Source organism: Fibrisoma montanum (assembly GCF_003583365.1).
Classification (GTDB): domain Bacteria; phylum Bacteroidota; class Bacteroidia; order Cytophagales; family Spirosomataceae; genus Fibrisoma; species Fibrisoma montanum.
The window spans coordinates 234,406-250,157 of sequence record NZ_QXED01000008.1 but is presented as its reverse complement, the minus strand read 5'-3'; the positions used below and the strand labels follow the sequence as shown (position 1 = coordinate 250,157).

Annotated in this window: 11 protein-coding genes and 1 pseudogene; all 12 read right to left on the bottom strand. The window is 52.9% G+C overall.

Going from position 1 to position 15,752, the window contains the following annotated elements:
• Positions 1–39 precede the first annotated feature (39 nt).
• Complete coding sequence (locus DYU11_RS25450) at positions 40–1,206, bottom strand: alpha/beta hydrolase-fold protein (protein ID WP_119670546.1); 1,167 nt, start codon at positions 1,204–1,206, stop codon at positions 40–42.
• Positions 1,207–1,228: 22 nt separating this feature from the next.
• The gene (locus DYU11_RS25445; protein WP_119670545.1) at positions 1,229–2,506 is read right to left on the bottom strand and encodes a family 8 glycosyl hydrolase; all 1,278 of its coding nucleotides are present in this window, start codon (positions 2,504–2,506) and stop codon (positions 1,229–1,231) included.
• A 101-nt stretch (positions 2,507–2,607) separates the two neighbouring features.
• Positions 2,608–3,726, bottom strand: coding sequence for an alpha/beta hydrolase-fold protein (locus DYU11_RS25440; RefSeq protein WP_119670544.1), 1,119 nt, complete (start codon positions 3,724–3,726; stop codon positions 2,608–2,610).
• 154 nt (positions 3,727–3,880) lie between these two features.
• A complete protein-coding gene (locus tag DYU11_RS25435) occupies positions 3,881–4,960 on the bottom strand; it encodes an alpha/beta hydrolase (RefSeq protein WP_119670543.1) in 1,080 nt (359 codons plus the stop codon).
• A complete protein-coding gene (locus DYU11_RS25430) occupies positions 4,957–6,135 on the bottom strand; it encodes an esterase (RefSeq protein WP_119670542.1) in 1,179 nt (392 codons plus the stop codon). Before DYU11_RS25430 ends, DYU11_RS25435 begins: the two co-directional genes overlap by 4 nt.
• 57 nt (positions 6,136–6,192) lie before the next feature.
• Positions 6,193–7,320, bottom strand: a pseudogene (locus tag DYU11_RS25425) (esterase).
• Positions 7,321–7,487: 167 nt separating this feature from the next.
• On the bottom strand, positions 7,488–9,161 hold the full coding sequence (locus DYU11_RS25420) for a GH39 family glycosyl hydrolase (protein ID WP_119670541.1): 1,674 nt from the start codon (positions 9,159–9,161) through the stop codon (positions 7,488–7,490).
• Between the two features lie 225 nt (positions 9,162–9,386).
• On the bottom strand, positions 9,387–10,310 hold the full coding sequence (locus DYU11_RS25415) for an alpha/beta hydrolase (protein ID WP_374756003.1): 924 nt from the start codon (positions 10,308–10,310) through the stop codon (positions 9,387–9,389).
• Between the two features lie 169 nt (positions 10,311–10,479).
• Positions 10,480–11,334: a sialate O-acetylesterase gene (locus DYU11_RS25410; RefSeq protein WP_119670540.1), complete on the bottom strand. Its 855-nt coding sequence runs from the start codon at positions 11,332–11,334 to the stop codon at positions 10,480–10,482.
• 305 nt (positions 11,335–11,639) lie between these two features.
• Complete coding sequence (locus DYU11_RS25405; protein ID WP_119670539.1) at positions 11,640–13,586, bottom strand: glycoside hydrolase family 97 protein; 1,947 nt, start codon at positions 13,584–13,586, stop codon at positions 11,640–11,642.
• Between the two features lie 24 nt (positions 13,587–13,610).
• On the bottom strand, positions 13,611–15,185 hold the full coding sequence (locus DYU11_RS25400) for a glycoside hydrolase family 43 protein (protein WP_119670538.1): 1,575 nt from the start codon (positions 15,183–15,185) through the stop codon (positions 13,611–13,613).
• Positions 15,186–15,217: 32 nt separating this feature from the next.
• Positions 15,218–15,751 (bottom strand): VOC family protein, encoded by a 534-nt coding sequence (locus DYU11_RS25395; RefSeq protein WP_119670537.1) that lies wholly within the window; start codon positions 15,749–15,751, stop codon positions 15,218–15,220.
• Position 15,752: the final 1 nt, after the last annotated feature.

Here is a 15,752-nt window from a genome sequence, read left to right as displayed (position 1 = left end):
CGGGATGACAAAAAAGCGGAATGACAAAAAGCTACAAGCTTACTTTTTAAAAATCAGGCCGGCGTATTGCCGCAGTGACCGGCGCCAGGTTTGCCACTCGTGCGACGTACCCGGCGACTCGTAATACACGTGCTTGATGCCCGCTTTGTCGAGCGCTTCGTGAAAGCCTTTTACACCCGCATACATGCGCTCCGGCTCTTTGGTGCCAATGCTCACGTACACCACTTTCACTTTCTTGTTGAACGCGTCGGCATCGGTCCAGGCTCCGTTGTAAAGCTGCTTAATATCAGCGCCCGGCTGCAACCGTCCCGCTCCGCTGAATCCGCCGATGTAGGCAAACTTGTCGAGATTGGTCATCGTCGTCTGGAAGGTCTGAAAACCACCCATCGACAGGCCGGCCATGGCCCGATTGTCGCGGTCGGCCAGCGTTCGGAACGACTTGTCGATCATGGGGATCACCTCCTTCACCAGCACGTCGGGGAATACATTGCTGTTCATGCTGGCGGGGCCGCCCCCGGCCGGCCCGCTGACCGTTGTGCTGACGGGTCTGGTCGGGTCAGTAGCATAGCCGCGCTCCATCACCACAATCATGGGCGTTGCTTTGCCTTCGGCGATCAGGTTATCGAGAATAAAATTCATTTTCCCCTGCGTGGGCCAGCCGGTTTCGTCTTCGCCCGAACCATGTTGCAGGTACAGCACCGGGTACCGCTTTTTGGGATTTTCATCGTAGCCGGGCGGGGTGTAGACATTCGCCCGTCGCCAGGCTTTAGTCATATCGGAATAATAACTGACCGAACGAACCTGACCGTGGGGCACATTTTTGGGCTGGTAGTAGTCCATGTCTTTGTCCGGAATGTCGATGCCACTAGCCATCCGCCCCATGCCGTAGAACGTCTGGCTCGATGGGTCGCAGAGGGGAACGCCGTCGATAATCAGGGAGTAATAGTGAAAGCCTTCCACGATGGGATCGGTCGTGACGGTCCAGAAACCGCTGGTGTCTTTCACCATGTCGTACTTCCGGCCCAGGTCCATCTGGACTTTCTGTGCGTCCGGCGCTTTCACCCGAAACACCACCCGGTTGTCGGGCAGTATCTGCGGGTATTTCTGACCCGGAATGTTGGTAGATGCCGGTACGCCAGCGTCCTGTGCCCGAACGGTGCTGGTCAGCAACACGGCCCAGACTACTAAAGTGATGATTGTTTTCATGAAAAGGTCAGCATAGGGTTTGTTATCGGGATTGCGGGGTAATAATCTGATACTTTCCGCTGAGATGCATCAGGCTGAACAGATACAGCAGCCCGTCGTAGTACGGATCGAAATAGCCATCTTCGTAGGGTTCCAGCTTCGCATTCCAGAGGGCGCGGACAAAATCCAGGCTCTTTTTGTCTTTGTTAACGAGCGATAAGGTAGCCGCCGTTGACACCAGACCGAGCGAATGGCGAAGCTTTTTTACCGGCCCTGCCTGTAAGATAAATTCTGGTTTGGAGCCGTCCAGATTAAACTGATCGTTAAAGGTGTCGATACCCTGCGAACGCAGGAAACCCTGAAACCGGCGGGCGTAGTCCTCCTGCCAGGCTTTGTCGGCACCGGCCCAGGTGTAATCCATCGTAACGTTCATCGGCACCCGCCACGAATCATACCGAAACGCCGAGGGTGACCAGCGGGTATCGTGCGGTTTGCCGCTAAACTCGGTGTAGTCGGCGTTGAGGCCCGTTACGGGGTGGCAGGCCCGGTGCAGAAACGCCCGCGACGTATCGGCGCATGCTCGGTAAAACTGTTCGTGTCCGTCTTTGGCGTACGTGGCCCAGATTTCGTAAAAGACCGGCAGGTGGTACGACGGGTCGGTCCATTTATAGTTATTGCCTTCGGGCACAAACGAAATCTGTTTGGCGTCGGTATTGATGAGGTTGTAGATGTTGCCGGTACCATCTTTCTTCCACATCGCATCCAGAATCCGCCGGGCCTCACCGTAGTAGTTGATTCCCGTGTTGTTGCCCCACTTATTAGCAGCAAACAGCAGGCTGGTGATGTAGTACAACTCGCCATCTGACGCTGACCCCTCCGCGTTTTTCTTCATCGTCTGCGGGTTGATGCTCCAGGCAAAGTATCCTTCGCGGGGGCCGCTCTGGTGTTGCAGGTACTTCTTCGACCATCGCCAGATTCGGTCGAATACGTTTTTCTTGTCGAGCTGAACGGCGATCATCATGCCGTACGACAGGCCTTCGGTGCGGGCGTCCTTGTTCTTCACGTCCGACACGTACGCCATGGTATCGCCCACCTCGAAATAGACCCTGTTCGGTCCTTCAAAGACGTCGTGATACGCTTTCGCCAGTTTCGCGTCGATGTCGGCCTGCTTATAGCCTGCTTCGCGAAACAGGTTGCGGTAAACGGGCTTGTTGGTCTGCCTGCTCTGCCCGAAAACAGCAGCCTGTCCGCTACATAACACGGCCAGTATCAGCCACAAAATGACGCGGCACGGTCGTTTTACTTGTATCGATTGCCCCATGATACCCGGTTGAGGATTGTATTGAATTGATTGAGTCAGCCTTGTCATTCCTTTTTGTCATCCTTTGGTCGGGATGACAAAAAGGAATGACAAAAAACGCTTTACTTAAACAGCAAGGGGGCAAGCTCGTGCAGACTGCGACGCCAGGTCTGGAATTCATGCGCTGTTTTATCCGACACGTACGAAACGGCATTGTATCCGGCGGCTTTCAGGTCGGTGGCGGCTTTGTTGACACCGTCAGGCCGTTCCTTGCTGCCACAGCTCAGGAAAACAAGTTTCGGTTTCGCCTTGCCGTTGAGGTCGTCGGGGGTGTACAGGCCACCGCTTAGCAGACCGTAATACCCGAACGTCTCCGGCTTGTTGAGCGTAATCATTTTGGTTTCCATGCCGCCCATTGACAGACCCGCCATCGCCCGGTTGTCGCGGTTCGCGAGGGTACGGAAGTTAGCGTCAACGTAGGGAATCAACTCCTCGGTCAGCACTGTCTGGAAGGGTTCGATTTTGAACTCCCGGATTTTGCCCCACTTCACTTCGTTGGTCATGCCGTAGGTCATTACGATGATGAACGGCTTGATTTTACCCTCGGCAATCAGGTTGTCCATAATCAGGTTAGCATGCCCCTGATTGCTCCACGCGGTTTCGTCTTCACCCCAACCGTGTTGCAGGTAGAGCACCGGGTATTTCTTCGAGCGGTCCTTCTCGTAACCCGGTGGTGTGTACACAAACGCCCGGCGGGATGTACCGGTGCTTTTAGAGGGAAACAGTACCTGCTGCACATGACCGTGCGGTACGTCTTTCAGGGCGTAGAAATCTTGGTCGTGGGCGGGAATTTCGATACCACTTTCCCACCGGACGGAGCCGTAATAGTTCTTGGCACCGGGGTCGTTGAACTTGCCCCCGTCGATGGTCACGTTGTAGTAATGAAACCCTTCGTCCATCGGGCCGGCCGTGGTGCCAGTCCAGAAGCTGTCTTCCCCTTTGGTGAGAATGGTGCCGCCCCGGCCACCCAGCCCAAGGCTCACCCGAACGCTGTCGGCTTTGGGCGCATGAATGCGGAATCGGGCGTACCCCTGCGAGTTAACCTGCGGATATTCCTGCCCCGGCTGATTTAAGGTAGAGGGTTTAAAATCCTCGGCGATGGCCGGTTGGCTGGCCTGCGAAAAGGCAGCTGTACTGGTGAGAGCGACGACAAACAAGGCCGCTAATGTGTTACGAAGCATTGGTGTAAGGGTTTAGTGAAAATAGATTTGAGGCTGTTTAAGGTTATCGTAATGTAAGTTTTTGTCATTCCGACGCAGGAGGAATCTTCTATATCCGGAGGTATTCTCAGCCTCACTCGAAGATTCCTCCTGCGTCGGAATGACAAAAATTCGCTCATTTGAATACTTCCTGCAACGTGGTTGCCAGGTATTGCTTGCAGTTCATCCAGGTATGACCACCCGGCACAATGTAGCTTTTCACCGGTAGCTTCTTTTCTTGAAAGTAAGCTATGTTCTGCTTCACCGGCTCGTACAGAAAGTCCTCGGTGCCGACGCTGATGGTAAACAGCTTCAGTTGCTTATTCATCTGCGCGGCATCGGGCGACCAGTCGGCGAAATTCTTCCTGAACTCGTCGGTAGCCGTGTAAGGGGCATACGAACATACGTAGGCGAATTTGTCGGGGTTGGTCAGGCCGATGTTCAGCGTCTGTCCGCCCCCGACCGAGAAGCCAGCCACGGCTCGCCCTTTGCTTTCCTTGATAACAGGAAAGTTAGATTCGATAAACGGCACGATGTCGTTCACCATGTCTTTCGTAAAATCAGGCATCGGGGCAGGGCGCACGTTGCCGTAGGGCATCACAATCAGCATCGGCTTGGCTTTCCCCTGCGCCATCAGGTTATCGGCAATCAGGTTGGCTCGGCCGACCTTCGTCCAGGTTTCTTCGGTGTCGGAACCGCCGTGAATCAGGTACAGCACCGGGTATCTGGTTTTACCGTTCGGGTCGAAGCCGGGCGGGGTGTACACCAGCAGTTGCCGGGTGGTGCCCAACGTACCAGACTTATAGTAGCGGTAGCTGATCTTGCCGTGCGGTACGTTCTGCAACGAATGCACCAGCGGCTGATCGCCGGGCACATCGACGATGCTGCGCTTGAAACGTTCGTTGGCAAAGATGTATGTGTTGCTCGGGTCAGCCAGTTGAACACTGTCGACGGTAAAGCTATACGGGTAAATATCGGGCTTGACGGGCGGTACTGTCACGCTCCAGATGCCCGAGGTGTCTTTGGTCATGGCAACGGGTGCTTTCAAAAACTCGCCGGATACCATCACCTGTTTGGCATTGCGGGAGAAATACCGGAACGTAATGCTGTGGTCGGGGTGAACGTCGGGTGAGCTAATGGCCGGTGGGCGTTGCTGGGCCATGGCCGTAATGCCCGCCAAAAGAACGGCTGATAGCAGGGATACGATTCGTTTCATGGGCGTGGGGTTTGGGATTGGAACAGAAGTGGCGTGGTGGCGGCAACGTACGTTTTCACGTTCATCCAGGTGTGGCCGCCGTCGGTAATCAGGCTTTTAAAGTTCACCTGTTTGGCCTTCAGGTAGTCCATAAACTCCACGGTGCCCTTGTACAGAAAATCATCGCTACCCACACTTACCCACAGTAGTTTGAGTTGCTTGTTGGTGTTGGCGGGATTGCTGGCGATGGACGGGTAGCTGCGCTCCATTTCTTCCGGCGACAGGTACGAGCTGTAGGCACACACCCACGCAAACTTGTCCATGTGGCTAAACGCCGTGCGTAGCGTTTGGCCGCCCCCGCGCGAGAAGCCGCCAATCGCCCGGTTGTCGCGGCCCGGCATGGCCCGGTAACTCTTCTCGACATACGGAATGACGTTGCTCACCAGATCAGTGGCGAAGTCGTTGGCCCGTTTTACTGCTTCGGCATTATCGCGCCCCGTCGGATCGGCGGGCTTGGCACCGGCTTTTTGCTCCGCTATCCGTGCGGCAATGTTGCCGTAAGGCATCACGATAATCATCGGCTTGGCTTTGCCTTCCGCAATCAGATTGTCCAGAATCAGGTTGGTTTTACCGACCTTGAAAAAGGTTTCTTCGGTATCGGTGGTGCCGCTGATGAGGTAATACACCGGATATTTCTGTTTCGGATTCGTGTCGTAACCCGGCGGGGTGTAGACCACCAGCGAACCCGTAGTGCCTTCCATTGACGGATAGTACTCGTAGTTAATGGAGCCGTGGGGCACGTCGCGCATGGCGTGAATCAGGGGCGTATCGCCGGGTACGTCGACCAGACTGGCTTTGAACCGCTCGTTGGGGAAGAACGCCACATTGGCCGGGTCCATAACCGTGATGCCATTCACCCGAAAGCTGTACGGGTAAATATCGGGCTTAACGGGGCCAACCGTGACACTCCAGACGCCCTGCGCATCTTTGGTCATGGCGACTGGCGCTTTTTCAAACTGCGCACTCAGTTCTACGGCTTTGGCCTGTGGAGCCAGATACCGGAACGTAACAGACTTATCAGCATTCACCTGTGGCGACACCACCAACGGGCCGCGGGGTGGCTGGGCCCATGCCAGAATGGGCACCAGTACTATTGCCCAGAGAAACAATAGATGTGTACGAAGTTTTGGATTCATGGTATTGAACGGATAAGGACACTACGGAACGTGTCGGGTTTAGGAACAGGCAACGGTTTATCGAAATAATTTCTGCGCGATGGTCGACAGGTAGAGCTTGCAGTTCATCCAGGTATGGCCACCGTCCGAAATCAGCGTTTCGTGTTTGATCTTCTTATCATCGAGCACCTTCAGGTAATCGTTGATTACCGGGTACAGCATATCTTCTTTCCCGACACCAATCCAGAACAGCTTCAGCCGCTGGTTGGTGAGGGCGGGGTTGGCAAAAGCGGTGGCATTGTTCCGCTCAAACTCCTCTTTGAGCATACCCGGCGCAAAGCCACATACCCAGCTAAACAGGTCGGGGTTGTTTAGACCCATATAGAGCGTTTCGCCACCACCACCCGAAAATCCGGCAATGGCCCGGCTGTCTTTGTCTTTTTTGATCCGATAGTTCTTCTCAACGAACGGCATCAGATTCCCCAGAAAATCCTTCTTGAACGCCTGTAGGTTGTCCCAGTTTCGCAGGCTCCCCGACGATTTGCTGATGACCGGATACGCTCGTCCGTAGGGCATTACAATCACCATCGGTTTGGCTTTGTTTTGCGCGATCAGGTTGTCGAGAATGATGTTTGCCCGCCCCACTTTGGTCCAGGTTTCTTCCAGGTCCGTGGTGCCGTGCAGCAGGTACAGCACCGGGTAGGTTGTTTTCGAATCGGTTTCGTAGCCGGGTGGGGTGTACACCACTACGGGCCGTTGCCCCAGTTCGGGCGAGGTATAGAACCGGTACGACACGGTGCCGTGCGGTACATTCTGAATGGTATGTACCAGGGGCGTAGAACCGGTTATCTCGACCAGGCTGTTCTGAAATCCTTCGTTTGGGAAGATGGCTGAGTTCTTGGGATCAGCCACCGAAATACCATCAACGGTGAAGCTATACGGGTACATATCCGGCTTTACCGGACCTGTCGTTACGCTCCAGACCCCTTGGGCATCTTTGGCCATGGCGATGGGCGCTTTCTCAAACTAGGCGTTCAGTTTTACGTCTTTGGCAGCCGGAGCCAGCAGGCGAAACGTAACCGTGTTGTCGGCGTTCACTTGGGGCGATACCACCGTTGGCCCACCGGGCGGCTGGGCCCCTGCCAGCCTGCCCAGACTAAGCAGCAGGCAGGTTAGCCAAAAGCGAATCGATAAGGGTTGGATCATCATTGATTAAGGGTTAGGATTAGTGTTTGTCATCCCCAAGAATGAGGGGTCTTCGGGTGAGGTCCAAAACCTCCGGTTACCGAAGATCCCCGCTCCGGCGGCCCGGTCATTCTTCGGGATGACAAAAAATGCATTGTTGCTAACTCACAGACATGGCTGTTTAAGAATCATAATCTCAATTCAATCAGCGATACACCCTGCCGGGGCAGGTCGAAGGTAAGCGTCGTTTTCCCGTTGGCGACAGCTTTCGAGGTTGGCGAGGCCAGTTCCTGAAGCTGTCCGGCTTTTTCCAATGTCCTGTACTGGTCGGGTGACACTTGCTGCGGGCTACCCATCGCCTTCCAGGTCTCGAACGAGTTGCTGTGCTTGTCATCCACGCGATAGTGCCGGATACGAGCTTTGTTTTTACCAAGTCCGCTGACCATAAGCTGAACCGGTGTCGGTGGTCCCGTAACGTCATCATCGTGGTAATTCCAGACCATCACGCAGACCGAGTTCGGACCTTTGCTGGCGATAGCGTTGACGTCGTTCTGCGCCCGTACGCCACTGGCAATGATGGTAGAAGCCGTTAATCTGTTGTCGGTCTGAACCGCAACGCGCTGACCGCTCATCTTGCCGAACATGCGGAATACGTTCAGTACCGGCTTGTCGACACCGTGGGTTGCCAAATCGCGGAAACCCGCAAACCACGGCTGGTCCTCGAACTCAAACGACCAGCTCACGGCTCCGCGCAGGTTGACGTTGTGCTGGTCCATCAGTTCGTAAATCCGGGCGAACGACGCGGCCGTGTAGCTGGAATACATGGTGCCATTCCGGTAGCCGTATTTCGGGTCGCGGGTAACCGCGCAGGCGGCACAGCCTTCGGGGTCACACTCGCCGATGATGATGGGAATGTTTTTCAGTTCGGGAAACGAGTTGACGGCTTCAAACGCCCGCTGAATGTCTTTCAACTGCACGCCCATGTTCATGCGGATATGCCCGTTGACAAACTCCGGATTGCCTTTGGCGTGAAAGCCAATGTATTGCAGCGGGGTACCAACTTTACCCGTCGCGTAGTTTTTGCCCCGCAGGCAATGCTCGATAAATCGCGTCAGGTAACTATACGCTTTTTCGCTGCGGGGGCTGGTGGTATGCGGCCCGCCAATGGTGCATTCGGGGCAGGCGCGTTTCAGGCCGTCGGCGGCATAGTCGTACAGCTTGCAGTATTCCTCGAACGTACCGGACCAGTATCCGATATCCGGCTCGTTCCAGACCTCCCAGAGCCAGCTTGTCACTTCCTGTTTTCCGTATCGGTCGATGCTGTGTTTGGCCCACTGATACACCAGTTCCCGCCATTTGTCGTAGTCTTTGGGCGGATACGTCCAGCCGGTCCAGATGTTGCCGCCCTGGCTCCAGGTATGTTCGTAGGGCTCGGGTTTGGCTGACAAGTCTTTAGGCATAAACCCAATTTCCATCAGCGGCTTCATGCCCCGCTTCACGTAGGTGTCGATGATGCTGTCGACTACCGTCCAGGTGTAGATGGGTTTGCCGGTGGCGTCTTCCCGGTAAGCATCCGTAAAGCCCCATTTCAAATCCGGACCGGGGCTGTTGCCTTTGGACGTAAGCAGGTTGTGCGCCCGCACGTACACCGGCACGGGGCTCAGTTGTTGCAGTTCGGTGAGTAATTTCTGCCCGTCCTTGCGGGTGGTGTAGTTGGGCTCGTCGTACCCGAAAAACGCCCAGAACGGTTTCATGTCGCCCACCGGCTTTGCGGCATCGACCTGAATGGAAACCGGCGACGGCTGTGCGGAAACTACCCGGCAGCACAGCAAAAGCAAAGAGAGTAAGGCGAATCGGTTCATGATGAATTAATAATTGAGTGAGCGTTTTATGTCATCCCGACGTCTTCTGTCATCCTGAAGAATGACCGGGTCGCTTTTGTCATCCCGAAGAATGAGGGATCTTCGGTAGCCGGAAGGTTTTCAGTCTCACCCGAAGATCCCTCATTCTTCGGGATGACAAAAGACGTCGGCATGGCAAAAGCGCTGTCTGGTTCAAGTTGTCAAATGACTTAAAAAAATTGACTATTAGTTTTTTATCCAGTTATTCGCTTTCATCCAGGCAAACAGCGGGTCCATCCAGCCGGGGTGTCGGAAAATAAATCCGTGGTCACCCTTGGGATAGATGTGCATTTCGACGGGCACTTTCTGGCGTCGGAGTTTCTCGAAATAGACGATACTGTTGTCGACGTCAACCAGCTTGTCATCAGCCGCGTGGGTCAGGTACGTGGGTGGTGTGTTGGCGCGTACCTGAAGCTCGTTGGAGAACAAGTCGATGTCCTGCCGCGACGGAGTTTTACCCAGCAGATTACCCCGCGAGCCGCCGTGCGCCAGGCTGTCCTGCATACTGATGACCGGATAAATCAGAATCTGAAAATCGGGCCGCAGGCTGGTGCTGTTACCGTTGTCGATATACGCGTTGTCGAAGTGCGTAGCCGCGGTGGAAGCCAGATGCCCACCTGCCGAAAAGCCCATGATGCCTACTTTATTAGCGTCAATACCCCATTTAGCCGCATTCTCGCGCACCAGTTTGATGGCCTGCTGGGCATCCTGCAACGGACCAATTTTCTTATCAGTCATTATGGCATCGCTCGGCAGGCGGTACTTGAGCACAAAAGCCGCAACACCCTGTTCGGCCATCGCTTTGGCGGTATTGACTCCTTCACCCTTGTACACAACTACGCCGTAGCCTCCGCCGGGAATGATGATGACAGCCGTCCCGGATGCTTTGTCGGCAGCGGGTCTGAAAAACTCCAGCGTAGGATTGGTAATACCTTTCAGCACACCCGATTCCGCACCCGACTCCTGCACATCCGACGCTTTTGAGTTAGGAACCGCAGCGGAGTATAACGGAATGATCTCCTGCGCCTGTGTGATGAATGGAGCAAGCCATAACCAGACAGCTAACGCTATTGCTTTTCTATTTCTATGTTGTATCACTTCGGTCAGCATCATTATAAGGAAATCAATAGTATTCAGTGCTTTGTCATCGGCTTTTGTCATCCCGACGCAGGAGGGATCTTCTGTAGCCTGAGGTTTTTCAGCCTCACCCGAAGATCCCTCCTGCGTCGGGATGACAAAAGCCGATTATTTTAGCGCACAGAAGTAGCCAAAACTCGCGCTAGTTTACAGCAGCCGGTTTATAGCCCAGCAACGACAGCATCTGCATGGCGTATCGTTTTCCTAACTCACGATAACCGGCGGCATTGAAGTGTAGGTTGTCAGCAGAGTCGGTGCAACCCGCCGATGAAATCACGTGCGCATTTTTGATCGTTTGGGGCAGCGTGGCAATGATCCTGTTCATGCTTGCGCATCGGCCTTCCTGATCGGCATTCACCGTTTCGCCAGCCAGCAACGGTACTTTTTTGGGTTTCAGATCCAGGTCGTGCATCAGGTTATCGTAGACGATCTTGACCTTTTTCGTCCACAACGTATCACCCGTATTCGACTCGCCCTGGTGTAGCAAAATACCCTTGATGACGCCGTCTTTTTGCGCCAGCTTCGCCATCTCGACCAGCCGGCCGTAGGGGTTACCGCCATATTCGTTGATGAAGTTTTTCATCCAGCCCGGCACGTTGGTCGTGTACGACTCGTATTGGTCTTTGTCGAACAGCTCGATTTTACAGCCGCCCACGGCCACATTAATGACGCCTACTCTCACCTTCTCGGGCAGGTTGGCTACCAGTTCGCGACCGAAATAATCGGCGGGAGTCAGACCCGTACGGCAGCGGCACAAGGGCGGAACAGCTGTATACCAGTTTCCCTTCGTCCGGTTGATAACCGGGCAGTCAACGGCTTCCATCACCTGAAACCGCGGACTCACGTTGACCGTATCCTGCGGCTCAATTTTAGCATTGCCCTCCATGTTCGACTGCCCGAAGCAAAGGTAAATGTGGAAGTTTTTGTCCTGAGAAAATGCGCTTAGGCTCAACAGGAGCAGATAGGCAATGGAAAAAAACCTTACGTGGACGTTCATTGTAGTTGGTGTTTAGGCTTACCTTGATAACTATAAATTCTTTTTTATGTATCTATTCGTCTACTACTCAATTGTCCATTGCATCTAGATTGGACCTTTTTCGTAAAAGCGACCATAGAGCGTAAAACAAACTATACTTTTGCATAGTAATATGCGATTTTCTCACCGGATAAACTGACAATATTTGTTCGAAATCTTTTACGTCTAAATGTTATTCACAATCACTAAAATTTTCCTTTCTAAATAATAGAAAGACAGTTTGTGAGCTCAAAATTTAGTGTACTTATCCATTCAATATAAGCGGGTCAATTAACAAGAAGCGCAGCCCCATTTGTAGGAATTACCCAATTTACTTCCTGATTTTTCTGAAGTTTTGCGGTGGTTACTTTACCCGTTAATTGTGCATCGTCGCTGTATAGTATGTACTCAGCGCCTGCGGCAATCATGGGTAATTTCAGTTTTAATTTCAGTGTCTCTTCTTGAGCGTTTATTCCAGCGACATACCATTTGGTACCCTGACGGCGAGCCAGTACCACGTACCTGCCAGGATATCCATCAATGTATCGAACCTCATCCCAGGTAGTAGGAACAGTTTTCATGAAATTCATGGCCCAGTCGGGTGCATCGGTGAGGTTGTTGGGCGCTAAGGCAAAATGCTGTACGGCACTTTGAAATAATACTGCTGTTGCCAGGGCGTATACATCTGACGTCACGCGTCTTGAGCCTTTGTTTGGGGTATTGTTTGCATTGTAGAATTTATTCAAGGCACTGCCACCAAAATCCATGCTGCCCACGGTGTTGCGGATAAATGGGTGTATGGTAGCATTAAACGCTTCCATGTCGCAGCTTCTCTGCGAAAAAGCGAGGTTTTCGCTGGCCAACACCGCTTCACTCGCTGCGTAGTTGGGATACATTCGCTCCCAGCCCCTGGGCAATGTCGAACCGTGAAAAATGCACAGGATTCCGTAGTCGTTGGCGTCGTACAAAATGTCTTCGTATAACTTCATCGTCTCCTGCTTATCGCCCCCGAAGAAATCGACTTTGATCCCTTTCACGCCGATACGTTTCATCCAGGCCATCTCTTTACGACGGGCAATTGTGTTGTCCATAATTCCCCGTGGCCCCTGTGGAGCATCGTTCCAGTAGCCATTGGAGTTGTACCATAAATACAGGCTAACGCCTTTGCTTGCCCCGTATTTGGCTAAATCGGCTATTTTCTCCCGTCCGATCTGCGTGTCCCAAAGGGCATCGATCAAAACGGTTTGGTAGCCCATAGCAGCGCTGAAATCGATATACCTCATTTGTTCATCGTACACCGTTCTACCGTCCATACCCATAATCCAGCTCCACGAACCTTTTGTATACTGGTATTTTTGAGATGCCTCGTAACGTGGTTCAACGACATCAAATGGCACGGTCGTTTCGACAATCGGGGCAAGCGTTTCGCCGACCGTAATCGTACGCCAGGGTGTTTCGCCCGGCAGTGGGATACCCGGTGCCGACGTTCCGTTGCCATTGTTTTCGTCAGGCATCGGAAATCCGATGGTATATAATCCACCAGCATGGCCAATAAGGCGGCTTCCGCAGTATCGGCTGTCGACGCCAGTTTCAGAAAGTAAGACCCAGCCTTTGTCATTGACTTTGAACAAACAGGGAAATGTGTAACCATTCGTTCTGCCATTTTCGCCTAGCGTGTCGTCCACCGTATACGGAATTTCGTAGCTGGGCATCGTTCGGGCAAAACCCACCATCGCTTTGCTTTGTGCCGAGAGAAACGTGGTTGTTCCTGCTGGAAGTACAAAGCCAGTTTTTTCTTCATTAACAACACATGAACGAGCCGCCCTTTTTGGGTAAATTTTGTACTTGAACGCCACATCGTTATTGCTCACTCTAAACGTGATGTCAATAGCAGGAACATTGTCTTTCGACAAAGAAATAACCCCCTCATTAGCTACATAGTGGACCCTACTTTTTTTGATAGTTGACAACTCGTACGAATTATCAATTTTAGTAAGTGTTGCCGTCTTTCCTATGACAAGCCCCTCCGAGAAATCCCCCACATTTGTCTTTAGACCCAGTGGTGATTTAGGTAAAAAAAACGTTCCATTTAGCGAGACACTATAAGCCGGTTTGCCATTTTCCAGCGATACAGTTACCTGCAATTTTCCGTCAGGGCTGCTTATCACTGAATTATTGGTTTGAGCGATAGCTAAAGAGGAAGTGAGCAAGAAAACTAAGATTGTATAGTTCATTTATCTTTTGTAAACGAGTGAACTTTATTGTCCAGAAATTTTATCAGTAATCCTGAAATAGTCGAAGTCGGCATAGCCCCCCGGTTGCCCGGTAGCATAGTTGAACAGCCCAAACCGGTAGCCCATAAAGTGGGGGATGGTATAGGGCATTTTAAGCGCTTCGCCGATGCCTGTCCATGTTTTGCCGTCGAGGCTGTAAAAGAAACGGGCGGTGTCTTTGCGGTCGCGGAAATCGCATTCGGCTTTCAGGTAGACCGTCTTCTGGCTCAATGGCACCCGCTGCACCTCCACCGGCTTACCAGACGAAGCGCTGACCATGACAAGGTATCGACCTCCGTTTTCGGCTTTTACGCCCACTAATCCGTAATTCTTTTGCAACAGGCTTAACCCGGCAAAGTCACCGTCCGTCAGGCTCGACGCGTCCAGCAACGTAGTGCCCGTGCAGGCGGGGCCAATGGTCCGCTGGGTGAGCGTGTTGCGGGCCATCACAAAGGAGGTGTCGGTACGCCCGGTTTTCAGCCGCAGGTATCCTTTGCGTTCCGCCACCGACCACAGGCTGTTGTCCGGATTGTGATTCCACTGCCAGACCAGCGGCAAAGCGGGGTCTCCTTTCTTTCGGGTAAACTCGTCGGAGGCAACAATACCCGGAATCAGCCCTTTGCTGGCGGGGAGGTTGAGCGTTTGGGGCACTTTACCGTTTTCGCCCAGCACCGGCCAACCGTCTTCCCACTTAACGGGCACCATATACGGAATCCGGCCAACCCCGCCAAAATCGCGGAACAGGTACGCGTACCATTTACCATCAGGCGTATCAATCAGGCCACCCTGCGCTACGCCCAAATCCTGCAAGGCAACCCGGCCTTCCCAGGGACCGGTCAGTTTATCCGCCCGGTGAATGACCACCGTCCGCATACCACCTTTCGGCCAGGTGATGTTGAACAGGTAGTATTTGCCGTTCACCTTGAACAACTGCGACCCTTCGGCGGGCAGGCCCCCACTGGTACCCGAAGGGGTGCTGGCGTTTTCAATCAGGATTTGTTCGGTCGTTCCGGGTTTTACGCCCGACGCATCAGCGGTCAGTTCAACCAGTCGGAGTTTACCCGCACCGTAGATCAGGTACGTCCGGCCGTCATCGTCGAAAAACAGGCTGTGGTCGTGGTACGATGGTTTGAATGAGATCTCTTTCCAGGGACCTTTTTCAATATTCTTCGTGGTATAGATATACGTTTTGCCGGTCGTTTGCGCGAAGGTTGTTACGTAGTACGTGCCGTTGTGGTAACGCAAGCTACTGGCCCAGGAACCCCGGCCGTAGGTGCTTTTGCCATTGGTCAGATTCAGCGCATCGACATTGGCCAGCGTATCATAGGCGTATCCGACCAACTGCCAGTTCACCAGATCTTTTGATTTCATAATCGGCAGCCCCGGACTCAGGTGCATGGTCGTGCTGCTCATGTAATACGTATCGCCCACCCGAATCATGGCCATATCGGGTACGTCGGCGAAAATGATTGGGTTACGGGCAGTTTGGGCCTGTGCGGAAAGCTGCGTCAGCACAAGCATAATTGATAACAAACCAGTACGAGCAAGCAGGCTTTTCATAAAACAACAGAGGTAAGCGTAGTTACGCCTGATTAGTCAAGTGGCCCAATTAATTCAATGAATGTTCCGTCGGGGTCCTGCACCAGCACAAAGTGTGATTTGCCGTTCAGGGACGTTGGCGTACTCCCCAGCAGGGGTACCTTCATCTGCTTCAATCGCTCAATGATTGGATTCAGCGCTTTCACGTTGATGGTAATGTACTGCATGCCCGTATCGTCCTGAATGAATTGGGGCTTTGGATGCGACGCTTTTGTATTGAAACTCATCAGCTTCCAATCAGTAGCTTCGGGGCTGTTTTCCAGTTTCAAAATCGTTACGGCCGCAGACGCCCCATTTGCCAAACCTGAACGTTTCGAAAACTCTTCATTAATGGTGAAGCTGCCGGTTTTCACCATACCAATGCCATTCACATAAAAGTCAAGCGAGCGGTTGAGGTCAGCCACCACCACACCAATGCCAATGGTCTTGCTGGTAAAATTGGACTGCGCCTTGGTGATTGTAACACTACTAAAAACGAATAGTGTATAAATGACACATTTTAGAACAAGGTGAATCTTCCTTAGCATT

Bases quoted from the DNA above. Each gene is read 5' to 3' on its own strand.
- DYU11_RS25450 (WP_119670546.1), bottom strand. From the start codon at position 1,206: ATGAAAACAATCATCACTTTAGTAGTCTGGGCCGTGTTGCTGACCAGC.
- DYU11_RS25430 (WP_119670542.1), bottom strand. From the start codon at position 6,135: ATGAATCCAAAACTTCGTACACATCTATTGTTTCTCTGGGCAATAGTA.
- DYU11_RS25405 (WP_119670539.1), bottom strand. From the start codon at position 13,586: ATGAACTATACAATCTTAGTTTTCTTGCTCACTTCCTCTTTAGCTATC.
- DYU11_RS25445 (WP_119670545.1), bottom strand. From the start codon at position 2,506: ATGGGGCAATCGATACAAGTAAAACGACCGTGCCGCGTCATTTTGTGG.
- DYU11_RS25440 (WP_119670544.1), bottom strand. From the start codon at position 3,726: ATGCTTCGTAACACATTAGCGGCCTTGTTTGTCGTCGCTCTCACCAGT.
- DYU11_RS25410 (WP_119670540.1), bottom strand. From the start codon at position 11,334: ATGAACGTCCACGTAAGGTTTTTTTCCATTGCCTATCTGCTCCTGTTG.
- DYU11_RS25395 (WP_119670537.1), bottom strand. From the start codon at position 15,751: ATGCTAAGGAAGATTCACCTTGTTCTAAAATGTGTCATTTATACACTA.
- DYU11_RS25435 (WP_119670543.1), bottom strand. From the start codon at position 4,960: ATGAAACGAATCGTATCCCTGCTATCAGCCGTTCTTTTGGCGGGCATT.
- DYU11_RS25400 (WP_119670538.1), bottom strand. From the start codon at position 15,185: ATGAAAAGCCTGCTTGCTCGTACTGGTTTGTTATCAATTATGCTTGTG.
- DYU11_RS25415 (WP_374756003.1), bottom strand. From the start codon at position 10,310: ATGCTGACCGAAGTGATACAACATAGAAATAGAAAAGCAATAGCGTTA.
- DYU11_RS25420 (WP_119670541.1), bottom strand. From the start codon at position 9,161: ATGAACCGATTCGCCTTACTCTCTTTGCTTTTGCTGTGCTGCCGGGTA.